The sequence below is a fragment of the Faecalibacterium sp. IP-1-18 genome (assembly GCF_023347355.1).
GTDB classification, from domain to species: domain Bacteria; phylum Bacillota; class Clostridia; order Oscillospirales; family Ruminococcaceae; genus Faecalibacterium; species Faecalibacterium prausnitzii.
Map to the genome: position 1 here is coordinate 2928857 of NZ_CP094472.1, position 24310 is coordinate 2953166.

Here is a 24310-nt window from a genome sequence, read left to right on the forward strand (position 1 = left end):
GTGTGATCCTATGGAAGAAAAAGTAAAACAGCAGTATGACCGCTGGCTTTCCCAGCCCGGGATGCCTGCTGACCTTGCCGAGGAGCTGAAGAGCATTGCAGGCAACGAGGACGCCATCACCGACCGCTTTTACCGGGAGCTGGAATTCGGCACCGGCGGTCTGCGGGGTGTCATCGGCGCAGGCACCAACCGGATGAACGTCTACAACATCCGCAAGGCAACGCAGGGGCTTGCCAACTACCTGAACGCCTCCGACCTGCCCAAGAAGGTGGCCATCGGCTACGACAGCCGCATCAAGAGCGATGTGTTCGCAAAAGAAACGGCGGCTGTTCTGGCTGCTAACGGCATCAAGGCGTACATCTACCCCCGTCTGGAACCCACCCCGGCGCTGAGCTGGGCGGTGCGGTACTACGGCTGCGGCGCAGGCGTGTGCATCACCGCCAGCCACAACCCCGCCAAGTACAACGGCTACAAGGTCTACGGCGCAGACGGCTGCCAGATCACCCTTGAGGTGGCAGCAAAGATCCTTGCCGCCATTGAAGCAGTAGACTGCTTTGCCGTACAGCCTGCGGACTTTGACGCAGCCCTTGCCGAGGGCAAGATCGAATACAGCAGCGAGAAATGTCTGGACGACTTTGTGGATGCCGTCTATGCCCAGCGTGTGGGCGATGGGGCTGGCACCGCCGACCTAAAGCTGGTGTACACTCCGCTGAACGGCTCCGGTCTGGAATGCGTGAAAAAACTGCTGGCAAAGCTGGGTGTCACCCATGTGACCGTGGTGCCGGAGCAGGAAAAGCCGGACGGCAACTTCCCCACCTGCCCCTACCCGAACCCGGAGATCCGGGAAGCCATGCAGAAGGGTCTGGAGCTGTGCGACAAAGTGCACCCGGACCTTTTGCTGGGCACCGACCCGGACTGTGACCGCTGCGGCACCGCCGTGCCGGACGGCAAGGGCGGCTACCGGCTCATCACCGGCAACGAGATGGGCATCATTCTGTTGGACTACATCTGCCGCACCCGCAAGGCACTGGGCACCATGCCGGAGCATCCGGTGGCTGTGACCACCATCGTCTCCACCGATATGGCCACCCCGGTGGCGGCAAAGTACGGCGTGGAGCTGCGCCGCACCCTGACCGGCTTCAAGTTCATCGGCGAGCAGATCGGTCTGCTGGAAGCCGCAGGTGAAGCCGACCGCTACATCTTTGGCTTTGAGGAGAGCTACGGTTACCTGTCCGGCGCTCACGTCCGGGACAAGGACGCCGTCAACGCCACCCTGCTGGTGTGCGAAGCCGCCGCATGGTACGCAAAGCAGGGCATGACCCTGCTGGATGCCATCAATCAGCTGTATGCCGAGTTCGGCTGCTACCGCAACGCCCTGCACAGCTTCGCCTTTGAGGGCGAAAGCGGAATGCACACCATGGACGCCATCATGAAGCAGCTGCGGCAGACCCCGCCCACCGCCATCGGCGGCATGGCCGTGGAAAGCTTGGTGGACTACAACACCGCCGGCACCGGACTGCCCAAGGCCAATGTGTTGGAGTTCCGTCTGGCGGGCGGTGCCAAGCTGATGGTACGCCCCTCCGGCACCGAGCCGAAGATCAAGGTGTATCTCTCTGCCGTTGCTCCCACCGAAGAAGCAGCCGATGCCATCAATGACACTCTTGGCAAAGCTGCCTCTGCCCTGTTGAAAGCATAATCCCCTGCAAACTGGCTGCCTCGTTCCCGCCGAAAAATGGACGGGGCAGCTTTTTGCACCCTTTTTCGGAAAAATCGCCTTTTGTGTTCAATTTCAGGCATATTCGAGGTATATAAAATGAAAACGATTCAGCTTACTCCCAGCTGCAAAGACTACCTCTGGGGCGGCGAAAAGCTGCGCACCGAGTACGGCATCCAGAGCGAATTACACCCCCTGAGCGAGGCATGGATGCTGTCCTGCCACCCGGACGGCCCCAGCTACCTGCCGGACGGCTCCACCTTCCAGCAGTACATCAACACTCATCCCGGCTGCCTTGGCACCCACTGCGAAAAGTTCAGCGAGTTCCCCGTTCTGGCAAAGCTCATTGATGCCAAAAAAGACCTGTCCATTCAGGTGCACCCCTCCAATGAATACGCTTTGGAGCACGAACACCAGTACGGCAAGACCGAGATGTGGTATGTGCTGGAAGCAGAGCCGGGTGCCTCCCTCTACTACGGCTTCACCCATGAGATCAGCAAGGAAGAGTTTGAACGCCGCATTCAGGATAACACCCTGACCGACGCGCTGAACGCCGTGCCGGTGCACAAGGGGGACTGCTTCTTCATCCCCTCCGGCACGCTGCACGCCATCCGCAAGGGCATCGTGGTGGCAGAGATCCAGCAGAACTCCAACGTCACCTACCGCATCTACGACTATGGCCGTCTGGGCGCAGATGGCAAGCCCCGGCAGCTGCACATCCCGCAGGCACTGGATGTTACCCTCCGGGAGCCGCCGAAAGCGCAGGACTTCCACGGCCATCTGGCGCAGTGTGATTACTTCACGGTGGATGCCGTAGAGGGTGACTTTGAGGATGTCTGCGACGAGACCTCCTTCACCTCTCTGCTGGTGCTGGAAGGCAGGGGTACCCTGACCGAGACCGCCACCGGCGAAAGCCTGCCAATCCGCAAGGGGCAGAGCCTGTTCCTGCCCGCTGGCACCGGGGCCTACGCCGTAACCGGCACAGACCTCAAGTGCCTGCGTACACGGGTGTAAATAAAGCATGAAAAATTCCCGGGCAGTCTGCCGCTGCCCGGGAATTTGTGCTATGATAGATGCAGAAAAACAGACGAAACGAGGACACAGCCATGGCATCCTACCGCTACGAACGGGATATCAAACCCGAAGACCTGATCCAGGAAACGCCCCCTCCCCTGACCCCGGCGCAGCAGCGTGCCAACTGGTGGCACTACCACTGGTATTATGTGGTGCTGATCGCTGCTGCCCTGCTGGCGGTGGGGTATTTCGTCTGGAACCGAGTCACCGAGGTGCAGCCGGACTACACCGTGGCAGTGGTGAGCCGCACCGACCCGGACACTGCTTTCCTCAGCCAGCTGGAGACCCGGCTGGAAGCCCTTGCCGGGGACGTGAACGGCGATGGCAAGGTGAAGGTCACGGTAAAGGGCATCTGGCTGGCACTGGACTTTGAAACGCAGGATGCCGCCCTGCAGCGGCTGATGCAGTCCAGCGAGGACAAGCTGAACTCTGATTTTTATCTGTGCGAGAGCACCCTGTTCATCGTGGACGACCCCGCCGCCATGGAGCAGCGGTATGGCTGCTTCCAGACGCTGGACGGCACCGACCCGGAGGAAGGAGACGTTCTGTCGGTGGCAGACTTTGCTCTGCCGCTGCAAGACACCGCCCTTGCCAATGATGTGCAGAGCGAAAGCTCTACCCTCTGGTACGCCGCTCGCCGCCTGAACGAGGGCATGAATGCGGATGCCGCTGCCGCTTTGAATGCGCTGTGGGAGAAGCTGGTTTGAGGATTGCGAGAGCATATAGCCTGCATCGGCACGGTGCAGTTCAAGGGTTTGGGTGTTCCCAACAAGCATTTTGCAACGCAAATGGTGTTTGTATAGACAGACACATTGCTTGCAGATGCAGACGTTGTATATACGTCTGCCCTGCTTGCAACAACTATGAAGCCTCTCAATGCGCTTCCCAAATTTGAAAAACATTTTGCGATTGAGACTATCCGTTTTTAAGTTCAACTTGAAGTGGACGGTTATTTTTCTTCTTAGAAAATTTTCGTGTTTGCATCCGCAGCAAGCAGGGCAAGCCGGTACCAACTCGCAATTTTTGAATCAGATTTTACAAATCCGAATTCAAAAACGCTTGTTGGGCTTCTCCCAAACCCGACATTCAGCACAAAATTGCGCTGACCGTGCATCTTATCCTCTAAAGGCATTATGACCCACAAGGGGGCCGGTACCGTCCAGCCCTCTCTCTTTTTGCCAAAGTTTTCATCGCCTTTTCTTGCAACCCGCCGAAAGTGGCGTATTTTCAAATCTTTTTGTTGACACAGCTCGATTTTTGTGGTAGTCTATTCCAACAATTTAATATAACATATTTACTTAGAGTTCCAGCTCGGCTCCTGAAGGAGCCGGAGCAAGTTTTTGACTTTCTTATCGCTACATAACGAACCCGAACCAAGGCCATCCCGGAAGGGATGGTCAGGTTTCGGTTGTTGTGTGGCGATTTTTTATTGTCAGATCCAGCACCGCACCTTGAAAATCGAAAGACCGTCTGCATGGGATACCCGGCAAAGACCTCGCAAGAGCGAGCCGGAAAACGCCGCCGGAAGGGGGCAGGAAATCCATGCAGGGAGAACGGCACACCCAATATCAACTGGTCAAAATGGCCAGTTGATGTGGTGAATGACACAAAGCGTCATTCACCAGAAACATCTTCTACGTTACAGCTCGTTCAATGTGTTCAAATTGAACACATTGATTCTATCCATGTTACGCTTAACCTCGACTTGACATTTTGTCAAGCCACGGTGAAATCTGGTAAGTGCTGCTTTTCAGTACTTACCAAATTACCGTAACACGGTCACTCTGTGGTGGGTTACGAAAACCGTAACTCACCACTTGGAAGTGGTAAATAGACAAATTGTCCACTTACCACCCAGCCATAACGCACAGATTTTAGTTGGTGATCATTTTGATCACCAACCAGACAATCGTAACGCTTTATTGTGTGAAAGTGGTGGTTACCATTTTGATAACCACCATATACCCGTAACATTTGGGGCAAATAATGCTTTTCATTATCCACCACACACCTGTAACAGCCAAAGGAGGATGCCTATGACAACAGAACAATGGGAACGTGAAAATCAGGACACCCTGATGGAATATTTCATTGACGGTGACCCCAGTGTGCACAGAATCCAGTGTGAATGCTGCCGCAAGGTCATCTACACCCAGACCCGGAACCGCAAATATTGCAGCTTCCAGACCTGCGGTCACCGGATGCTGAACTTGCGAAAAAGTCTTAAAAAGCGCATTGAGCGCGGAGCCTACACCTGCCCTTGCTGTGGTGAGCAGTTCTTGCCGATTCGGGCGGATGCCAGATATTGCAGCAACGCCTGTCGGCAGAAAGACTACCGCAAGCGTAAAGTAACGGCTCACGCTTCTCTTTGAGGAGCTTGATGAAGTTTGTCAAGTTCCTTATCTACGCTCGCTTTTGTTCAGTAAAGTGGCACTTCCCATTCTGGGAAGTGCCAAAAAACCGTAATGCTTAAATTGCTCACTCCCAAATCCCCAAAGTGGGGATTTGGGCTGTCATCTGAAATCAGGTTACGCTTTCCGTAACTTGATTTGCAACTCCTGCCGAATCAAGTTCCCACTTCGGGAACTTGGTTGTAGCCGTATCAAAATCAAGTTATCAAAATGATAACTTGATTGCATCCGTGGCAGAGCCACCGGAGTTATCATTTTGATAACTTCGGCTTTATCTGTAGCACGTCACTCCTACTCCGTAAAAATCAAGTGGTCAAAATGACCACTTGATTCTGCCTGTAACGCTGCAATGTCGTTGCAAATCAGGTTGCCAAGATGACAACCTGATTCCACCTGTAACACTTCAAGGTTGGCTGAAAATCAGGTGCCGCCACCCGGCACTTGATTTTACCCGTAACGGAATCAGTGGGTCAAAATGGCCCTCTGAAAAAGCCGAGCGAGCTGCGGGCAGAAATTCGCAAATCTTTGCCTGTCAACTTTTTCGGAGCAGGAGTTGCAGACCTTTGCGCCATTTTTTGATATAAAATGCTGGAGGTGAATTCTATTTCCGACTACCTGACTGTCACTACGCCCTTGCCGCAATATCTGCCCTATGCCCGCTTTTTGCTGGACACAGACCTAAGCCACACAGCGAAGCTGCTCTACACTCTGCTGCTGGATCGGGCAACGCTTTCTCAAAAGAACAACTGGATCGATACACAGGGGCACATTTATGTGATCTATCCGCTTTCCCATCTGGCAAAAGATTTAGGGTGCTGCATTTCCAGTGTAACACGCGCTTTCTCCGAACTGGAAAACGCACAACTCATGGAACGTATCCGCAGTGGATTTTCCAAGCCCAGCCGTATTCTGCTCAAGGTTCCGCATACTACGCAAAATTGCACCATCGCAGTATGCAAAAATGCCGAGGATGACTGTGCAGAAACGAGCAGTATGATTGCGCAAAAATGCACACCTAACCAACGTAATAAGAGCAACCTGAAAGATAACCACCTGATAAAAACAACAGATGCCCCTTTAACCTTCGGAGAATATCGCAATGTCTTTCTGACAGAAAAAGAGTACAAGCAGCTCCAGACTGACTTTTCCGGGCTGGACAGCCTGGTCGAACAGCTTTCGGCTTATATCCAGTCTACCGGCAAAAAGTACTCTGATCATGCCGCTACCCTGTGCATCTGGGCGAAACGGCAAAAGTTAGAACAGAAGCAAACACCGGGTATTCCGGACTACACATTCAAGAAAGGAGAAAGCCTATAAAGACGATCGAAAAAATTTTGGAACAGCCCCTATCTAGTATTCCCGAAAATATCGAAGATTATTATGGCGAGGACGGTCTGCTTTACTGCGGAAAATGTTACACCCCTAAAGAAGCATTTTTTGCAAAGGGCATTGTCCTGATGGGCAAGAATAAGCACCCAGTCGAATGCTGCTGTCAGCGCATGGAAAGAGAAAAGCAGGAAGCCCTTATCAACCAGCAAAAACACCTCGACCTTGTGCGGCGACTGAAAGCAGAAGGATTTTTAGACCCAGCAATGCTAGACTGGACCTTTGAAAACGACAATGGCCGCAGCCCGCAGATGCACCATGCACATCACTATGTGGAACAATGGCAGACCATGCGCGCAGAGAACCTAGGACTGCTCCTCTGGGGCGGTGTAGGCACCGGCAAAAGTTTCCTTGCCGGGTGCATTGCAAACGCTCTGATGGAGCAGGAAGTGCCTGTGCGTATGACAAACTTCGCCCGAATCCTGAACGAGTTGAACAGCAGCTTTTCCGGGCGGAACGATGTTGTGGACAATCTCTGTCGCTACCCTCTGCTCATCATTGACGATTTCGGCATGGAACGTGGCACCGAATACGCACTGGAGCAAATCTACAACATCGTAGACAGCCGATACCGCAGCCAGAAGCCTCTGATCGTCACCACCAACCTGACACTGGACGAGATACGCCACCCACAGGATACCGCCCATGCCCGCATCTATGACCGCCTGCTGGAAATGTGCGTTCCGATTTCCTGCATCGGCATGAGTTTCCGCCAAGAAACAGCGCAGGAAAAGCTGGAACGCGTGAAACTTTTGATCGGATAAACCGATAACATCGGAAAGCCAAAATTGCCGGGTGCAATAGTCACCCGGCTACAAGGAATTGGAGGTCTGCCTATGAATATGAATCGGCCTGACATGACCGAAACTGTGAAATCCGAAAATTATACGAATAAGTTCTTGCAAAAGGACTCAACTACGACTACAATGGAGGTGGTCACTCAAACCAATGCCGTCAAGTCTCCGACTGACAGCCCGGCAACCACGAAGCTGGTGTACACGGTGGAAGAAATCGCACGAATGCTGGCCATCAGCCTGCGCTCTGCTTACAACCTGTGCAACCGCACCACCGAATTCCGCGTCCTGCGGGTAGGCGGAAGCATCCGTGTCCCGAAAGACAGCTTCGATGCGTGGCTCAACCGGGCAGCTTGATAAGGAGGCAACAGTATGGCATATATTACGAAGCGTGGCAACTCTTACAGCGTCCGCTACACCTACGAAGATGAACACGGCAAGAGCTGCGACAAATGGGAGAGCTTTCCCACCAAAGAGGAGGCAACGAACCGAAAGAAACAAATCGAACACGAGCTGGCAACGGGAACCTTCCTGATCCCGTCCTCGGTGACGGTGGCAGAGTTCCTGATGGACTGGCTGCCCAAGCAGTGCAGCAAACACAAGTGGGCTCCCAAGACCTACGAATCCAACCTTTCCACCATCCAGAACCTGATTATCCCCTATATCGGCAGCATGGAGATGCAGAAGCTCAAGGCCTATCACATGGAAAACCTCTACACGACCCTGAGCAAAACGCCCTGCGGTTCGTATATTGAGGGCAAGAAACAGAAATTGACTGAAAAGCAGAAGCAGCGGTTTCTTTCCGGCACCACCATCCACGAGGTTCATCGGCTGCTGGGTACAGCCTTCCAGTATGCCGTAGAGTGGGGCATCCTTGTCAAAAGCCCTGTTCCCGTGGACAGCCCCAAGAAATCCACACAGGAACGCACCATCTGGACAGTTGAGGAAATGCGAGCGGCACTGGACAGCATGGAGGACCCCATCCTGCATCTGGCAGTCCACCTCACGCTGGTGGGCACACTGCGAGAGGGCGAGATCGTAGGTCTGACCCCGGAGGATCTTGATTTTGACGCTGCGGATGGCATTGGAACCTTCCGTATCAACAAGTCCATGCAGCGGGTGCGAAAAGAAGCCCTGAATCAGGTAGACGATGGCTGCATCATCAAGGTATTCCCGGATAAGTTGGAACGCAGCACCACTTCCCTCATCCTGAAAAGCACCAAAACCGCATCCTCCTGCCGCACCATCTTCATGACCTCTGCACTAAAAGAAGAATTGAAGAAGTGGCTGAATCAGCTGGCGACAGATGAGAGAAAAGACCCGACACGCTACCATGACAGTGGGATGCTGTTCCGTCTGCCCAACGGTCTGGCGGTGGAGCCGGTGCTCATTCGCAAAAAGTTCCTCAAGTGGCAGGATGCCCACCCGGAGTTCCCCCGCATTGTCTTTCACGGTTTGCGGCATTCCAGTGCCACCTATCAGCTGATGATCTCCGGCGGCGATGTGAAAGCCGTTCAGGGCACCACAGGGCACGCCACGGCGGATATGCTGGTGAACACCTACGCTCATATCCAGCAGTCCTCTCGTGTAGAACTGGGCAGGAAATTTGAGGAAGGGTTCTATGCTAAACAGGAAAGCCCCAGCCCGCAGGCTGTACCCGCCGCAGGCGAACCGACCATCTCCATGACCGCTCTGCTGGAACTGCTGAAGAATGCAGACCCCGAAGTAAAGGCCCAGCTCCGTCTGGCTCTGCTGACCTGATGCAAAATTTACTACGCATTTCAAAGCAATTCCAGCCCATGCAGAGGATTCCTATGAAAACGCCAACCGTGCAAAAACCGTGCATTGACCGTGCAAGCCCCGATTTTTCGGGGTTACATAACAAAAAAGAACGCCAAATCTTACGATTTGACGTTCAATATCTGGTGCACCTCCAGGGACTCGAACCCTGGGCCCACTGATTAAGAGTCAGTTGCTCTACCAACTGAGCTAGAGGTGCATATTATCAGAATGCGGTTTCTTCATTCTGATAATCAAAAGTCGGCGACTACCTATTTTCACAAGCCGTTTCCAGCTAACTATCTTCGGCACAAGTAAGCTTAACTTCTGTGTTCGGAATGGGAACAGGTGGAACCTTACCGTCATCGACACCGACCGATTTGACTGAATCAGTATAACATATTTCTGTGCTTCTGTCCAGTATTTCTTAGAAGGACGTGCCTTCAAAACTGAATAATCACTGCTAACATTTTTTCGTTGACTTAAAAGTCTCAAGCGAATTGTGGTCAAGCCCTCGACCTATTAGTACACGCTTGCTGAATGGATCACTCCACTTACACATCGTGCCTATCAACCTTGTAGTCTTCAAGGGGTCTTACTTGTTTGAAACAATGGGATATCTTATCTTTGGGTCGGCTTCACGCTTAGATGCTTTCAGCGTTTATCCGATCCGTACATAGTTGCCCAGCTATGCCCTTGGCAGAACAACTGGTGCGCCAGAGGTACGTCCGCTCCGGTCCTCTCGTACTAGGAACAGCTCCCATCAAATATCCTGCGCCCACGACAGATAGGGACCGAACTGTCTCACGACGTTCTGAACCCAGCTCGCGTACCGCTTTAATTGGCGAACAGCCAAACCCTTGGGACCGAATACAGCCCCAGGATGCGATGAGCCGACATCGAGGTGCCAAACCTCCCCGTCGATGTGGACTCTTGGGGGAGATCAGCCTGTTATCCCCAGGGTAACTTTTATCCGTTGAGCGATGGCATTTCCACTCACATACCACCGGATCACTAACTCCAACTTTCGTTACTGCTCGACCCGTCAGTCTCGCAGTTAGGCTCGCTTCTGCGTTTGCACTCTTTTGCTTGATTTCCGTTCAAGCTGAGCGAACCTTTGAACGCCTCCGTTACTCTTTAGGAGGCGACCGCCCCAGTCAAACTGCCCACCTAACAATGTCCCCCGCCTTGATTCAAAGGCGCAGGTTAGAATTCCAATATCGCAAGGATGGTATCCCAACGGCCACTCCACAAATGCCAAAGCACTTGTTTCCCTGTGTCCCATCTATCCTGTGCATGCAACATCGAAACCCAATATTAGGCTACAGTAAAGCTCCATGGGGTCTTTCCGTCTTGTCGCGGGTAACCGGCATCTTCACCGGTACTACAATTTCGCCGGGCGGGCTGTCGAGACAGTGCCCAAATCATTACGCCTTTCATGCGGGTCAGAACTTACCTGACAAGGAATTTCGCTACCTTAGGACCGTTATAGTTACGGCCGCCGTTCACTGGGGCTTCGATTCAATGCTTGCACATCTCCTCTTAACCTTCCAGCACCGGGCAGGCGTCAGCTCGTATACGTCATCTTTCGATTTAGCACAAACCTGTGTTTTTGGTAAACAGTTGCTTGGGCCGATTCTCTGCGGCTCCATCTCTGGAGCACCCCTTCTCCCGAAGTTACGGGGTCAATTTGCCGAGTTCCTTAACAACCCTTCTCCCGTTGGCCTTAGAATCTTCTTCCTACCTACCTGTGTCGGTTTGCGGTACGGGCACCGCAGAAATACACACAGCTTTTCTCGCCATCTTCCATCCCGGACTTCGGTACTAACTTCCCTCGATCGCTACCGGAACCAACACCCGGCTCCGAGACTTCAAATGTGTCCCTGTGCTTAACTCTTTTGGTGGTGACGGAATCTCTACCGTCTGTGCATCGGCTACGCCGTTAGGCCTCACCTTAGCTCCCGACTAACCTGGAGCGGACGAACCTTCCTCCAGAAACCTGAGGCTTTCGGCCATGCAGATTCTCACTGCATTCGCGCTACTCATTCCGGCATTCTCACTTCTATACACTCCACAGCCGCTTGCGCTACTGTTTCACCGCGTATACAACGCTCCCCTACCCAATACATTGCTGTATTGCCTAAGCTTCGGTGTCAGGTTTAGCCCCGTTAAATTCTCCGCGCAAAGACGCTCGACCAGTGAGCTATTACGCACTCTTTGAATGTGTGGCTGCTTCTGAGCCAACATCCTGGTTGTCTACGTATCTTCACATCGTTTTCCACTTAACCTGACTTTGGGACCTTAGCTGTAGATCTGGGCTGTTTCCCTTTTGACAATGACATTTATCTGACACTGTCTGACTCCCAAGCATCAATACTCTGGCATTCTGAGTTTGATAAGCTTCGCTAACCTCTCGGCCGCTAGGCTATTCAGTGCTTTACCTCCAGGTATCTAACTTGAGGCTAGTCCTAAAACTATTTCGGGGAGAACCAGCTATCTCCGGGTTCGATTGGAATTTCTCCGCTACCCACAGTTCATCCGCCGCCTTTTCAACGGAGGTCGGTTCGGTCCTCCATGGAATTTTACTTCCACTTCAACCTGACCATGGGTAGGTCACCCGGTTTCGGGCCCATTGTATGCAACTTAACGCCCTTTTCAAACTCGCTTTCGCTTCGGCTCCAGACCTTAAGTCCTTAACCTTGCTGCATACAATCGCTCGCCGGACCGTTCTACAAAAAGTACCCTATCACACATTGACGTGCTCTAGGTGCTTGTAGGCACAGGGTTTCAGGTTCTTTTTCACTCCCCTCCCGGGGTGCTTTTCACCTTTCCTTCACAGTACTATACGCTATCGGTCACTGGGTAGTATTTAGGGTTGGAGGGTGGTCCCCCCGTATTCCGACCAGGTTTCACGTGTCTGGCCGTACTCTGGAACTCGCTCAGCTCTCTCCGTTTTCACCTACGTGGTTCTCACACTCTCTGACCGGCCTTCCCATGCCGTTCGGTTAACAGATTAAGTCCTAAAAGCAGTCCGTACCCCGGAAGTATTTCTACTTCCGGTTTGCCCTCTTCCGCGTTCGCTCGCCACTACTTACGGAATCTCGTTTGATGTCTCTTCCTCGCCCTACTTAGATGTTTCAGTTCAGGCGGTTCCCTCGATATACCTATTTTTAAGTTCAGTATAACGTACCTGAGTATGAACCCAGGTGAGTTTCCTCATTCAGAAATCTCCGGATCAATGCTTATTTGCAGCTCCCCGAAGCTTATCGCAGCTTATCACGTCTTTCATCGGCTCCCAGTGCCAAGGCATTCGCCCTGCGCCCTTGTTCGCTTGACCTTTCAAACGTTCTTTAAGAACATTTGGTATCCTCTTGATTCTCTCTTGCCAACGAAGATTATTGTTACCCTTCCTTTTGAAATTGTAATATTTCTTAAAAAAGAACTTACTATAATCTTTGTTTCGCAGTTATTATTCAGTTTTCAAGGTACGTCTTTGAGTGTCCTTTTCAGGGCCCTCAAAATCGAACAATATCTACTTAAACTTTAACTTGTCACCTGTTCCAATGACCGACCATCTTAGATGCTCTGTCATTGCCTGACTCCTTAGAAAGGAGGTGATCCAGCCGCAGGTTCTCCTACGGCTACCTTGTTACGACTTCACCCCAATCACCAGTTTTACCTTCGGCGGCGTCCTCCTTGCGGTTAGACTACCGACTTCGGGTCCCCCCGGCTCTCATGGTGTGACGGGCGGTGTGTACAAGGCCCGGGAACGTATTCACCGCAGCATGCTGATCTGCGATTACTAGCAATTCCGACTTCGTGCAGGCGAGTTGCAGCCTGCAGTCCGAACTGGGACGTTGTTTCTGAGTTTTGCTCCACCTCGCGGTCTTGCTTCTCTTTGTTTAACGCCATTGTAGTACGTGTGTAGCCCAAGTCATAAAGGGCATGATGATTTGACGTCATCCCCACCTTCCTCCGTTTTGTCAACGGCAGTCTGGCCAGAGTCCTCTTGCGTAGTAACTGACCATAAGGGTTGCGCTCGTTGCGGGACTTAACCCAACATCTCACGACACGAGCTGACGACAACCATGCACCACCTGTCTCTGCGTCCCGAAGGAAAAACATATTTCTATGTCCGTCGCAGGATGTCAAGACTTGGTAAGGTTCTTCGCGTTGCGTCGAATTAAACCACATACTCCACTGCTTGTGCGGGCCCCCGTCAATTCCTTTGAGTTTCAACCTTGCGGTCGTACTCCCCAGGTGGATTACTTATTGTGTTAACTGCGGCACTGAAGGGGTCAATCCTCCAACACCTAGTAATCATCGTTTACAGTGTGGACTACCAGGGTATCTAATCCTGTTTGCTACCCACACTTTCGAGCCTCAGCGTCAGTTGGTGCCCAGTAGGCCGCCTTCGCCACTGGTGTTCCTCCCGATATCTACGCATTCCACCGCTACACCGGGAATTCCGCCTACCTCTGCACTACTCAAGAAAAACAGTTTTGAAAGCAGTTCATGGGTTGAGCCCATGGATTTCACTTCCAACTTGTCTTCCCGCCTGCGCTCCCTTTACACCCAGTAATTCCGGACAACGCTTGTGACCTACGTTTTACCGCGGCTGCTGGCACGTAGTTAGCCGTCACTTCCTTGTTGAGTACCGTCATTATCTTCCTCAACAACAGGAGTTTACAATCCGAAGACCTTCTTCCTCCACGCGGCGTCGCTGCATCAGGGTTTCCCCCATTGTGCAATATTCCCCACTGCTGCCTCCCGTAGGAGTCTGGGCCGTGTCTCAGTCCCAATGTGGCCGTTCAACCTCTCAGTCCGGCTACCGATCGTCGCCTTGGTGGGCCATTACCTCACCAACTAGCTAATCGGACGCGAGGCCATCTCAAAGCGGATTGCTCCTTTTCCCTCTACCCGATGCCGGGTCGTGGGCTTATGCGGTATTAGCAGTCGTTTCCAACTGTTGTCCCCCTCTTTGAGGCAGGTTCCTCACGCGTTACTCACCCGTTCGCCACTCGCTTGAGAAAGCAAGCTCTCTCTCGCTCGTTCGACTTGCATGTGTTAGGCGCGCCGCCAGCGTTCGTCCTGAGCCAGGATCAAACTCTTTATAAATGATATTTATCACTTAAAAGTGTTAAATCTTGTTTCGCTCAGCACGCAATCGCTTGCGTCCTGTGTGAATTACTTTGTTTGGAATTGTTTACCGTGTTTTTCCAACACGAAAATAGGTTCCGTTACAAGTTCTTTCGATATTGTTCAATTTTCAAGGTCCTGTGCGCCGCAGCCTTGCGGCTGACGACTTGATTATTTTACCACAGAAGCGGTTTTTTGTCAAGCACTTTTTTGAGAAGCTTTTGAACTTTTCTGAACTTGGAGCGCTTCGTACATCTCAGTGTCAACTGGTGTTTTTCAGCGTCTATTGGTTCTTTTCAAGGGCTTCCTGCTGAGGCTTCAGAAGTCATTCTTTTGTCTCAGCGCTTGGCGCTCAAGTATAATACCACACCCCGGCAATCTTGTCAACACTTTTTGACATCTTTTTTCCAATTTCTTTGCGGTGGGGGGTGGGGGCAAAACTCCAACCGCAACGAACCCTCTCAGGCATCGCTGCGCGATGCCAGATTCCCCCTTTTGTCACCTGCGGTGACATTTTCCCCCGGCCGGGGGAAATCTGTCCTCTCGGGGGGAGCTTTATTGGCGCTGATCGGAAGATGCACAAAAGCTCCCCCTTTCGGGGGAGCTGGCGCGCAGCGCCTGAGAGGGTTCAGCCTTATATTATTACATTATATAGGCAGAGCAAATCCCAACCGGGTATAGACGGCGGCTGATATTACTCGCCGGAAAGCAAGTCGCTCTGTCAAGAGTTTCCGTGCAAAATTTTGTCCCGAAAAATATCCACGATTTTTGGCGATTGCTACAAAACGCAAAATATAGTGGTATTTTGCTTGACTTGCCACTAGATAATGATAAAATAGAGCTACATTCAGTTTGTTGGATATCGTTGTGCGCAGACGGGTATCTCTTATGGTAAGAGGTACCCGTTCACAATGCGCCTATATAGAAGGAGGAGAACCGATGAAGATCATCAAACGAAACGGTGCAGAAGTTCCTTTTGATATTACCAAGATCATCACCGCCGTTACCAAAGCCAGCGATTCCGTGGGCGGTCAGGCTCGCCTGAGCCGGGAGCAGATCACCCAGATCGCCGCAGCCGTTACCGACCAGTGCCAGCAGCTTAACCGCGCAGTCAGCGTGGAAGAGGTGCAGGATCTGGTGGAGAACCAGCTGATGGACATTCAGGCGCACGATGTGGCACGGCACTATATCACCTACCGCTACGTCCAGAGCCTGAAGCGTCAGACCAACACCACCGACGAGCGTATTCTGAGCCTGATCGAGTGCCAGAACGAAGAGGTCAAGCAGGAGAACGCCAACAAGAACCCCACCGTCAACAGTGTACAGCGCGACTATATGGCCGGCGAGATCTCCAAGGATCTGACCGCCCGTCTGCTGCTGGACCCGGAGATCGTAAAGGCACATCAGGAGGGTCTGATCCACTTCCACGATTCCGACTACTTTGCCCAGCACATGCACAACTGCGATCTGGTGAATCTGGAGGATATGCTGCAGAACGGCACCGTCATCTCCGGCACCTATATCGAGAAGCCGCACAGCTTCTCCACTGCCTGCAACATTGCCACCCAGATCATTGCACAGGTGGCCTCCAACCAGTACGGCGGCCAGAGCATCAGCCTGACCCATCTGGCTCCCTTTGTGGACGTCTCCCGCAAGAAGATCGCCGCTGAGGTAGAGCTGGAGATGGAAGGTCTGGACGTCTCTGCCGAGCGCAAGAAGGAGATCGTGGAGCGCCGTCTGCGCAACGAGATCAACCGCGGCGTGCAGACCATCCAGTATCAGGTGGTCACCCTGATGACCACCAACGGTCAGGCACCCTTTATTACCGTGTTCATGTATCTGGGCGAGGCCCGCAACCCGCAGGAAAAGGCCGACCTTGCCATCATTATCGAGGAGACCATCCGCCAGCGCTATCAGGGCGTGAAGAACGAGGCCGGTGTATGGATCACCCCCGCCTTCCCCAAGCTGATCTATGTGCTGGAAGAGGACAACATCCGCCCAGGCACTCCCTACTACTACCTGACCGAGCTGGCCGCCAAGTGCACCGCTAAGCGCATGGTGCCGGACTATATCTCGGAAAAGAAGATGCTGGAACTCAAGGTGGACAAGAACGGCGAGGGCCACTGCTACACCTGCATGGGCTGCCGCAGCTTCCTGACCCCCTATGTGGACCCCGAGACCGGCAAGCCCAAGTACTATGGCCGCTTCAATCAGGGCGTGGTCACCATCAATCTGGTGGACGTTGCCCTGAGCTCCGGCGGCAACTTTGAAAAGTTCTGGAAGATCTTTGACGAGCGTCTGGATCTGTGCCACCGGGCTTTGCAGGCACGCCATAAGCGGCTGCTGGGCACCCCCAGCGACGCTGCTCCCATCCTGTGGCAGTACGGCGCGCTGGCACGCCTGAAGAAGGGCGAAAAGATCGACAAGCTGCTGTTCGGCGGCTACTCCACCATCAGTCTGGGCTATGCCGGCCTGTACGAGTGTGTGAAGTATATGACCGGCAAGAGCCACACCGATGCCGGTGCCAAGCCCTTTGCCCTGAGCGTGATGCAGCACATGAACGACAAGTGCAACGCGTGGAAGAAGGCCGAGAACATGGACTACTCCCTCTACGGCACCCCGCTGGAATCCACCACCTACAAGTTTGCCAAGTGCCTGCAAAAGCGCTTTGGCATCGTGAAAGGCATCACGGACAAGAACTATATCACCAACAGCTACCACGTCCATGTCTCCGAGCCCATCGACGCCTTTACCAAGCTGAAATTCGAGGCCGACTTCCAGCGCCTGTCCCCGGGCGGTGCCATCAGCTATGTGGAAGTGCCCAACATGCAGGACAATCTGGAAGCCGTCATAAGCGTGCTGCAGTTCATCTACGACAACATCATGTACGCCGAGTTGAACACCAAGTCCGACTACTGTCAGGTGTGCGGCTACGATGGCGAGATCAAGATTGTGGAGGACGACGGCAAGCTGGTGTGGGAGTGCCCCAAGTGCGGCAACCGCGACCAGAACAAGCTGAACGTCGCCCGCCGCACCTGCGGTTATATCGGCACCCAGTTCTGGAACCAGGGCCGCACGCAGGAGATCAAGGATCGCGTGCTGCATCTGTAACAACAGCTAAATTTTATTTTTGATTTGATATTTGGAGCGGCCTTTCGGCCGCTCCAAATATCTTTTCAGCAAACGACAGGAACATGAGCATGAACTACGCAAACATCAAATATTACGATATCGCCAACGGCCCCGGGGTGCGCACCAGCGTTTTTGTGTCCGGCTGCCGCCACCACTGCCCGGGCTGCTTCAACGCCGTGGCATGGGATTTTGACTACGGTCAGCCCTTTGATAAAACCGTGCGCAACGAGGTATTCGCCTCCTGTCAGCCGGACTATATCGCCGGGCTCTCCCTGCTGGGCGGCGAACCCTTTGAACCAGAGAACCAGCGGGAGCTGCTGCCCTTTGTGCGCAACTTCAAGGCTCTGTACCCCGCCAAGACGGTGTGGTGCTACTCCGGCTACACGTGGGAGCAGCTTACCGGCGCAGAGCCCAGCCCCGCGCGGTGTGAGGTGACCGACGAGCTGCTGGCACTGCTGGATGTGCTGGTGGACGGCAGATTCGTGCAGGCCGAGCACGACATCTCCCTGCGCTTCCGCGGCAGCCGCAACCAGCGCCTGCTGGACGTACCCAAGTCCCTTGCCGCCGGGCAGCCCGTGTGGTGGGAGGACGAAAAGGTATTCGCCACCCATACCATGGAACGGTAAGCGGTGCTGAACTCCTTCTCGTGAAAATGCGTTTGTCGCGGCCCGCAGGCCGCGACAAACGCTCTATTAAAAATAATTCTTCCGCTGAATATGGCCAAAGCAACGCGGAGGCCATTCGAAATCGTCCCGCACTAAAAGAAGCCGCTGCACAGACTGTGCAGCGGCTTCTTTCTTTTCTCACTCCCGGCTGCCCACGGCGTCCTCGATGACGCGCAGAAAAGCGTTGCCGTAGCGGGCGGCCTTCTTTTCGCCCACGCCGCTGATGTTCAGCAGCTCGTCGATGCTCATAGGCTTTTTCTCTGCCATCTCCCGCAGGGTGGCATCGTTAAACACCATAAAGGCGGGCAGGTTCTGCTTGCCCGCAAGGCGCTTGCGCACCGCATACAGGGCGTTGAGCAGCTTTTCGTCCGCCTCGCTCAGGCTGCCCGCTGCGGCGGGCTTTGCGCGGCGGGGCTTTTCCAGCCGGTCGGCGCTCTGGGCGGCACGGCGGCGGGCGTACTCCACCTGCAGCTGGGCTTCCTGCTCGGCGGCAAGGCAGCAGGAGCAGTTGCCGCACTTTTTGGGCGCGGCTTCTCCGAAGTATTGCAGCAGAAAGCCGCGCAGACAGTGCTGGGTGGTGGAGTAGAAGGTCATGTACTTGAGCCGCTCCTCTGCCTTGCGGGCGGCTTCGGCCTTTACATCCGCGGGCAGACCATTGTCCGCCTCCCGCTCCTTGTCGATGAAAAAGCGGATGGTGCGCACATCCGTGCCGGAATACAGCAGGGTACACCGGGCGGGCTGACCGTCGCGCCCGGCGCGTCCGGCCTCCTGATAATAGCTTTCCAAGTCCTTAGGCATATTATAATGGATGACGAACCGCACGTTGGGCTTGTCGATGCCCATGCCAAAGGCATTGGTGGCCACCATCACCTGCACACGGTCATAGAGGAAATCGTCCTGATTCTGCCGCCGGGTGTCCGCATCCAGCTTGGCGTGGTAGGCTGCCGCCCGGATGCTGCGGCTCTGCAGCAGCTGCACCGTCTCGTCCACCTGCCGGGTGGTGCTGCAATACACGATGCCCGCATGATTGCCCTCTTTGAGCACCAGTTCCAGCAGCTCTTTTGGCTTCTGGCTGGGCAGTGCCCGCCGGGTCTCAAAGTACAGGTTGGGGCGGTCGAAGCTGGTAGTCACCTCGTAGGGCGCTTGCAGCGCCAGATGGGTGCGGATATCCTCCCGCACATGGGCGGTGGCGGTGGCGGTGAACGCGCCCATGACCGGTCGGCTGGGCAGGCTGTCCACAAACGCCTTGATGCGCAGATAGCTGGGGCGGAAATCCTGTCCCCACTGGCTGATGCAGTGCGCCTCGTCCACCGTGACCATGCTGATCTGCCGCTCCTGCGCGAACCGCTGGAAGCCCGGCATCTCCAGCCGCTCCGGTGCTACATAGATGATCTTATACCAGCCCTCCCGGGCGCGATGCAGCATCAGCGCCTTCTGGTTGTCGGTCAGGCTGTTGTTCAGAAAAGCCGCCGCCACGCCCGCCTGCACCAGCGCCCCCACCTGATCCTTCATCAGGCTGACCAGCGGGGACACCACGATGGTGATGCCCGGCAAAAGCAGCGCCGGCACCTGATAGCAGATGGATTTGCCCGCGCCGGTGGGCATGACCGCCAGCACATCCTGTCCGGCCAGCAGGCGGCTGACGATCTGCTCCTGCCCGGGGCGGAAGCTGTCGTAGCCGAAAACTTTTTTCAGGATACTGTGCGGGTTTTCCATGGTTTCCTCCGTTATATATATAGGTGCACTGACGCGCAGAACGCTCAAAACCTTATCAGTATACCACAAAACTGATACTTTTGGCAGAAAAAAGCGTCACTTTGCGCAAAAGTGTGCGATAAGCGCTCTTTCTGCCCGGGAAGGATAGCTTTTCAGGCGCGAAAATGCTATAATGAGAACACATATCTCCATGCCACCCCGCAGACTGCCCGGCATGGACCATGCAACGTAAAAAGGAGCATTTATAATATGCAGCAGAAACTTATCACCTTTGCCGTGCCCTGCTACAATTCCGCAGCCTATATGCGTCACTGCATCGAAACGCTGCTGACCGCAGGCGAGCAGGCCGAGATCATTCTGGTGGACGATGGTTCCGTCAAGGATGACACCCCCGCCATCTGCGACGAGTACGCCGCAAAGTACCCCACCATCGTCAAGGCCATCCATCAGGAGAACGGCGGCCACGGCGAAGGCGTCAATCAGGGCATCCGCAACGCCACCGGCCTGTACTACAAGGTAGTGGACAGCGACGACTGGCTGGACACCGACGCCCTGAAAAAGGTGCTGGAGCGCCTGACCACGCTGGTAGCCCGCGGCACCGCGCCGGATCTGATGATCTGCAACTATGTGTACGAGCATGTGGAGGACGGCACCAGCCATACCGTGCGCTACACCAACGTGTTCCCGCAGAACCGCCTGTTCGACTGGGTGCACGTCCGGCGCTTCCGCCCGGATCAGAACCTGCTGATGCACTCGGTCATGTACCGCACCGAGGTGCTGCGTGAGTGCGGCATGGTGCTGCCCAAGCACACCTTCTATGTGGACAACATCTTTGTGTACCAGCCCCTGCCCTATGTCAAGAGCATGTACTATATGGATCTGGATCTGTACCGCTACTTCATCGGTCGAGCAGACCAGAGCGTGAACGAGAGCGTGATGGTCGGCCGCGTGGACCAGCAGCTGCGGGTCACCAGGCACATGATCGACTGTCAGGATCTGGACGCGCTGAAGGACCAGAAGCGTCTGCGCGCCTACATGGTGCACTACCTGTCCGTCATGATGGCGGTCAGCGACATCTTTCTGCTGCTGGACGGCAGCGCCGAGGCACACGCCAAAAAGGCCGAGCTGTGGCAGTACCTCAAGGATCACGTTACCCCCGGTGTCTACCGCGCCGTGCGCGTGAACCTTGGCGGCCTGACCGACCTGCACTTCCCCGGCGGTGACAAGGTGGTCGTAGCCACCTACCGCCAGCTGCGCAAGATCTTCAAGTTCAACTAAGAGCATATTTTATATTTCGGGATAGCGGAACGCCTGCGGGCGCTCCGCTATCCCTTTTTCACGGCTGGGGTCGTAAAGGGAAACGGCAGCCGAACTGCTTGTATTCCGTCCTTTCTCGTTCTGTTTCTGTCTTTTCGTCTCAAAAGATGTATGAAACGCGCGGGATGGTTGCTTTTCCTCCGTTGTTCCGGTATACTGGATACGTTTTCCCATTTTGACCCCCGCGCTGGATTTCACACGGGAGTTCGATACTTTTTTGACAAGGAGGAACCGAGTGCTGCGGCCTTTGGCTGCACACCCAATACAAACCACATTATGGAACAAATGTTGATCTGTCTGTCCCTTGCCCTGATCGCCGGCCTGCTCATGTCACGCGCTGCCAAGGCCGTGCGTCTGCCCGCCGTCACCGCTTACCTGCTTACCGGTCTGCTGATGGGGCCCTTCTTTCTGGGTCGGCTGGGATTGAGCCGTTTCGGCTTTGGCTTTGGCAGCCTTGCTGCCGTGGAGGGCTACGGCATCCTCACACAGGTGGCGCTGGGCTTTATCGCCTTCGTCATCGGCAACGAGTTCCGGCTCAGCGCCCTGAAGCACATGGGACGCCGCGCCGTGACCGTGGGCGTTGCGCAGGCGGTGATCACCACCGCGCTGGTGGATATCGCCCTTGTTGCCCTGCACTTTGCCCGCCCGGACGTCATCTCGCTGGCCTCTGCCATCACGCTGGGCTCCATCGCCGCCGCTACCGCCCCTGCCGCTACCCTGATGGTGGTCAAGCAGTACAAGGCCGACGGCCCTTTGACCAAGCTCCTGCTGATGGTGGTCGCCATTGACGATGCCGTGGGTCTGGTGCTGTTCTCGGCCTCCTACGACGTGGCAAATGCGCTGGAGCAGGGCCGCATCGACCCTGTGAGCGTGGTGCTGGAGCCGCTGCTGGAGATCGCGCTCTCGCTGGCGCTGGGCGCTGCCGCCGGTTACCTGCTGAACCTGCTGGAGGTCTACTTCCACTCCCGCTCCAAGCGCATGAGCCTGTCGGTGGCCTTTGTGCTGCTGACCGTGGGGCTGTCCATGACCAAGTTCGAGATCAACGGCACCCGCTGCGGCTTCTCGCTGCTGCTGGTGTGCATGATGACCGGCACCGTGTTCTGCAACGTCTGCCCCACCTCGGATGAGCTGATGGACCGTCTGGACCGCTGGGTGTCCCCCATCAACATCCTGTTCTTCGTGCTGTCCGGCGCAGAGCTGGACCTGACCATCCTCACCAACCCCATGGTGCTGCTCATCGGCGTGGTATACATTGTGGCGCGCTCTGCCGGTAAGATCAGCGGTTCTTACCTGAGCTGCCGCGCCACCAGCTGCAGCCCGGCTATTCAGAAATATCTGGGCATCACCCTGCTGCCGCAGGCCGGTGTAGCGCTGGGCATGGCGGCCACCGCCGCCGAGCTGTCGGACGGCCACATGGTGCGCAACGTGGTGCTGTTCTCGGTGCTGGTGTACGAGCTGGTAGGCCCCACTCTGACCAAGATCTCGCTGGTCGCCGCCGGAGAGATTCGTCCCGAGGGACGCACCAGCGCCCGCGTGGAGAACCAGCCCGAAGCCCCTGTGGAGCTGAGCTGAGACGGCGAGAAAGAATTATTTGTAATTTAGGGGTTCTGAAAAGCCTGCAGGCTTTTCAGAACCCCTTTTTTCACGGAGAGAATCTCCCCCACCTTTATGTGCAAAAGGTCTTTTTTTGTCGAATCAGCACGCAATCATTGACGAATGGTGTTATTTTTTGTATACTGAGCTTATCAGCGCTGGCACAATTTTCCTATTGTGTCAGTGGTTGCTAAAAAGGAATAAGGAATAGTGAAGGAGAATGACACATTATGAAAAGCACTGGCATCGTTCGCGGCATTGACTCGCTGGGACGGATCGTTCTGCCGAAGGAGCTGCGCACTAGTATGCACCTCGACACCGACACCAAATTGGAGATCTTTGTGGATGGGGACGCCATCGTCCTGAAAAAGCACCGCCCCGCCGGCAGCTGCGATTTCTGCGGCGAGGTGGACGAGCAGGCCATCCAGTTCGGCGGCTACTGCATCTGCAGCGCCTGCCGCCGCAAGCTCAGCGCACTGTAACGCAGAAAGGGGGCTCTTTCCATGAGCCGGTTCATCGACTTTACCCTTCCCTCCACCGTGCCGGGGCGCACCCTGCACGGCTTTCGCTGCGTCCCGGAGGGGCAGGTGCGGGCGGTGCTGCAGCTGTCTCACGGCATGGTAGAGTATATCGACCGCTACCGCCCCTTGGCAGAATATCTGGCCGACCGGGGTATTCTGGTCACCGGCCACGACCATCTGGGGCACGGTGCATCCATCCGCACCAAGGAGGACTACGGCTATTTTGCCGAGCCGGACGGCAACCGCGCCGTACTGGCCGACCTGCACGCCGTAACCGTGCTTACCAAGGAGCTGTACCCAAACCTGCCCTACTTTTTGCTGGGGCACAGCATGGGCTCGTTCTACGCCCGGCAGTATTTGTGCGAGTATGGCCGGGAGCTGAACGGTGCCATCATTATGGGCACAGGTTTCCAGCCCAAGGCGCTGGTCAAGGTTGCCAAGACCCTTTGCCGGGTGCTGGCCGCCTTCCATGGCTGGCACTACCGCAGCAACCTTGTGGCCAACCTTTCCTTTATGGGCTACAATAAGGGGCTGGAGGGCCGCACCACCCACGACTGGCTCAACCGCGACCAGGCCGAGGTGGACAAGTATCTGGCGGAGGAGCGCTGCACCTTTACCTTTACGCTGAACGCCTATTATAGTATGTTCAGCGGCATCCTGCGCCTGCACGACCCGGCTTTTCTGGCACGGATGCCCAAGGAGCTGCCGCTGCTCTTCCTCTCCGGCGATGCCGACCCGGTGGGCGAGCAGGGCAAGGGCGTGCGCCGCGCCATCCAGAGCCTGAAGGACGCCGGTGTGCAGAACATTGAAAGCATCTTCTACCCCGGTGCCCGCCACGAGCTGCTGCTGGAGACCAACAAGCAGGAGGTCTTCGCGGACATCGCCGCATGGCTGGACAAACAGCTGGCAAAACAGTAAATACAAACAAAGGGCTGCTGCACGTTTTGTGCAGCAGCCCTTTCGCGTAAGACGATTAGAAATGTCCTCCGCTTCGCTCTGGATATTCTCAGCGGAATAAAGATTTTTTATTTGGCTTCCAAAACGCCTGTGGGCGTTTTGGAAGCCTTTT

16 protein-coding genes, 1 tRNA gene and 3 rRNA genes are annotated in these 24310 nt (G+C 54.9%); 14 read left to right on the forward strand and 6 right to left on the reverse strand.

Annotation, left to right across the window (positions count from 1 at the left end):
• Positions 1–10 precede the first annotated feature (10 nt).
• From MTP43_RS13900 to MTP43_RS13935, 8 genes are all read left to right on the forward strand, one after another.
• On the forward strand, positions 11–1696 hold the full coding sequence (locus tag MTP43_RS13900; RefSeq protein WP_044960176.1) for a phospho-sugar mutase: 1686 nt from the start codon (positions 11–13) through the stop codon (positions 1694–1696).
• 117 nt (positions 1697–1813) lie between these two features.
• Positions 1814–2728: a type I phosphomannose isomerase catalytic subunit gene (locus MTP43_RS13905; protein WP_044960178.1), complete on the forward strand. Its 915-nt coding sequence runs from the start codon at positions 1814–1816 to the stop codon at positions 2726–2728.
• 92 nt (positions 2729–2820) lie between these two features.
• Positions 2821–3495, forward strand: a complete 675-nt coding sequence (locus MTP43_RS13910; RefSeq protein ID WP_113621309.1) for a hypothetical protein — start codon at positions 2821–2823, stop codon at positions 3493–3495.
• 1329 nt (positions 3496–4824) lie between these two features.
• Positions 4825–5160, forward strand: a complete 336-nt coding sequence (locus MTP43_RS13915) for a hypothetical protein (RefSeq protein ID WP_005922736.1) — start codon at positions 4825–4827, stop codon at positions 5158–5160.
• A gap of 624 nt (positions 5161–5784) precedes the next feature.
• The gene (locus tag MTP43_RS13920) at positions 5785–6516 is read left to right on the forward strand and encodes a replication initiator protein A (protein ID WP_005922747.1); all 732 of its coding nucleotides are present in this window, start codon (positions 5785–5787) and stop codon (positions 6514–6516) included.
• On the forward strand, positions 6513–7349 hold the full coding sequence (locus tag MTP43_RS13925; RefSeq protein WP_113621676.1) for an ATP-binding protein: 837 nt from the start codon (positions 6513–6515) through the stop codon (positions 7347–7349). The genes MTP43_RS13920 and MTP43_RS13925 overlap by 4 nt, the downstream gene beginning before the upstream one ends.
• Positions 7350–7421: 72 nt before the next feature.
• Positions 7422–7736, forward strand: coding sequence for a helix-turn-helix domain-containing protein (locus tag MTP43_RS13930; protein ID WP_005922752.1), 315 nt, complete (start codon positions 7422–7424; stop codon positions 7734–7736).
• 15 nt (positions 7737–7751) lie between these two features.
• Entirely contained in the window at positions 7752–9140 is a 1389-nt protein-coding gene (locus tag MTP43_RS13935) for a site-specific integrase (protein ID WP_005922754.1), read from the forward strand.
• Between the two features lie 162 nt (positions 9141–9302).
• Here the strand turns inward: MTP43_RS13935 and MTP43_RS13940 are convergent.
• The 4 genes from MTP43_RS13940 to MTP43_RS13955 all read right to left on the reverse strand — a co-directional run bounded on the left by MTP43_RS13940 (position 9303) and on the right by MTP43_RS13955 (position 14276).
• A tRNA-Lys gene (locus tag MTP43_RS13940) sits at positions 9303–9378 on the reverse strand.
• Between the two features lie 39 nt (positions 9379–9417).
• Positions 9418–9534 (reverse strand): 5S ribosomal RNA (gene rrf, locus MTP43_RS13945).
• 126 nt (positions 9535–9660) lie between these two features.
• Positions 9661–12495: ribosomal RNA gene (locus MTP43_RS13950) — 23S ribosomal RNA — on the reverse strand.
• Between the two features lie 270 nt (positions 12496–12765).
• Positions 12766–14276, reverse strand: a 16S ribosomal RNA gene (locus MTP43_RS13955).
• The 16S, 23S and 5S rRNA genes sit together here with 1 tRNA gene alongside, the layout of an rRNA operon.
• Before the next feature lie 960 nt (positions 14277–15236).
• Here MTP43_RS13955 and nrdD point away from each other — a divergent pair.
• Both nrdD and nrdG read left to right on the forward strand, forming a co-directional pair.
• Positions 15237–17408 (forward strand): anaerobic ribonucleoside-triphosphate reductase, encoded by a 2172-nt coding sequence (gene nrdD, locus MTP43_RS13960; RefSeq protein WP_015536517.1) that lies wholly within the window; start codon positions 15237–15239, stop codon positions 17406–17408.
• Positions 17409–17497: 89 nt separating this feature from the next.
• Positions 17498–18055, forward strand: a complete 558-nt coding sequence (gene nrdG / locus MTP43_RS13965; protein ID WP_015536516.1) for an anaerobic ribonucleoside-triphosphate reductase activating protein — start codon at positions 17498–17500, stop codon at positions 18053–18055.
• A gap of 177 nt (positions 18056–18232) precedes the next feature.
• Here the strand turns inward: nrdG and MTP43_RS13970 are convergent, their stop codons facing one another.
• Positions 18233–19810: a RecQ family ATP-dependent DNA helicase gene (locus MTP43_RS13970; protein ID WP_113621613.1), complete on the reverse strand. Its 1578-nt coding sequence runs from the start codon at positions 19808–19810 to the stop codon at positions 18233–18235.
• A 249-nt stretch (positions 19811–20059) separates the two neighbouring features.
• On the opposite strand from MTP43_RS13970, the gene MTP43_RS13975 reads away from it, so the two are divergent.
• The gene (locus MTP43_RS13975) at positions 20060–21088 is read left to right on the forward strand and encodes a glycosyltransferase family 2 protein (protein WP_113621614.1); all 1029 of its coding nucleotides are present in this window, start codon (positions 20060–20062) and stop codon (positions 21086–21088) included.
• Between the two features lie 9 nt (positions 21089–21097).
• On the opposite strand, the gene MTP43_RS13980 is transcribed toward MTP43_RS13975, so the two are convergent.
• Complete coding sequence (locus tag MTP43_RS13980; protein ID WP_147232774.1) at positions 21098–21301, reverse strand: hypothetical protein; 204 nt, start codon at positions 21299–21301, stop codon at positions 21098–21100.
• Between the two features lie 102 nt (positions 21302–21403).
• Between MTP43_RS13980 and MTP43_RS13985 the strand changes: the two genes are divergently transcribed.
• From MTP43_RS13985 to MTP43_RS13995, 3 genes are all read left to right on the forward strand, one after another.
• On the forward strand, positions 21404–22699 hold the full coding sequence (locus MTP43_RS13985) for a cation:proton antiporter (RefSeq protein ID WP_249234919.1): 1296 nt from the start codon (positions 21404–21406) through the stop codon (positions 22697–22699).
• A gap of 251 nt (positions 22700–22950) precedes the next feature.
• Positions 22951–23202 (forward strand): AbrB/MazE/SpoVT family DNA-binding domain-containing protein, encoded by a 252-nt coding sequence (locus MTP43_RS13990; protein ID WP_005922780.1) that lies wholly within the window; start codon positions 22951–22953, stop codon positions 23200–23202.
• 21 nt (positions 23203–23223) lie between these two features.
• Entirely contained in the window at positions 23224–24159 is a 936-nt protein-coding gene (locus tag MTP43_RS13995) for an alpha/beta fold hydrolase (protein ID WP_113621616.1), read from the forward strand.
• Positions 24160–24310: the final 151 nt, after the last annotated feature.

Excerpts from the sequence above, each read along its gene's own strand:
- MTP43_RS13935 (WP_005922754.1), top strand. The coding sequence starts at position 7,752 with ATGGCATATATTACGAAGCGTGGCAACTCTTACAGCGTCCGCTACACC.
- MTP43_RS13900 (WP_044960176.1), top strand. The coding sequence starts at position 11 with ATGGAAGAAAAAGTAAAACAGCAGTATGACCGCTGGCTTTCCCAGCCC.
- MTP43_RS13915 (WP_005922736.1), top strand. The coding sequence starts at position 4,825 with ATGACAACAGAACAATGGGAACGTGAAAATCAGGACACCCTGATGGAA.
- MTP43_RS13930 (WP_005922752.1), top strand. The coding sequence starts at position 7,422 with ATGAATATGAATCGGCCTGACATGACCGAAACTGTGAAATCCGAAAAT.
- MTP43_RS13980 (WP_147232774.1), bottom strand. The coding sequence starts at position 21,301 with ATGGGAAAACGTATCCAGTATACCGGAACAACGGAGGAAAAGCAACCA.
- MTP43_RS13920 (WP_005922747.1), top strand. The coding sequence starts at position 5,785 with ATGCTGGAGGTGAATTCTATTTCCGACTACCTGACTGTCACTACGCCC.
- MTP43_RS13985 (WP_249234919.1), top strand. The coding sequence starts at position 21,404 with ATGGAACAAATGTTGATCTGTCTGTCCCTTGCCCTGATCGCCGGCCTG.
- MTP43_RS13905 (WP_044960178.1), top strand. The coding sequence starts at position 1,814 with ATGAAAACGATTCAGCTTACTCCCAGCTGCAAAGACTACCTCTGGGGC.
- MTP43_RS13910 (WP_113621309.1), top strand. The coding sequence starts at position 2,821 with ATGGCATCCTACCGCTACGAACGGGATATCAAACCCGAAGACCTGATC.
- MTP43_RS13970 (WP_113621613.1), bottom strand. The coding sequence starts at position 19,810 with ATGGAAAACCCGCACAGTATCCTGAAAAAAGTTTTCGGCTACGACAGC.
- MTP43_RS13995 (WP_113621616.1), top strand. The coding sequence starts at position 23,224 with ATGAGCCGGTTCATCGACTTTACCCTTCCCTCCACCGTGCCGGGGCGC.
- nrdD (WP_015536517.1), top strand. The coding sequence starts at position 15,237 with ATGAAGATCATCAAACGAAACGGTGCAGAAGTTCCTTTTGATATTACC.
- MTP43_RS13990 (WP_005922780.1), top strand. The coding sequence starts at position 22,951 with ATGAAAAGCACTGGCATCGTTCGCGGCATTGACTCGCTGGGACGGATC.
- MTP43_RS13975 (WP_113621614.1), top strand. The coding sequence starts at position 20,060 with ATGCAGCAGAAACTTATCACCTTTGCCGTGCCCTGCTACAATTCCGCA.
- nrdG (WP_015536516.1), top strand. The coding sequence starts at position 17,498 with ATGAACTACGCAAACATCAAATATTACGATATCGCCAACGGCCCCGGG.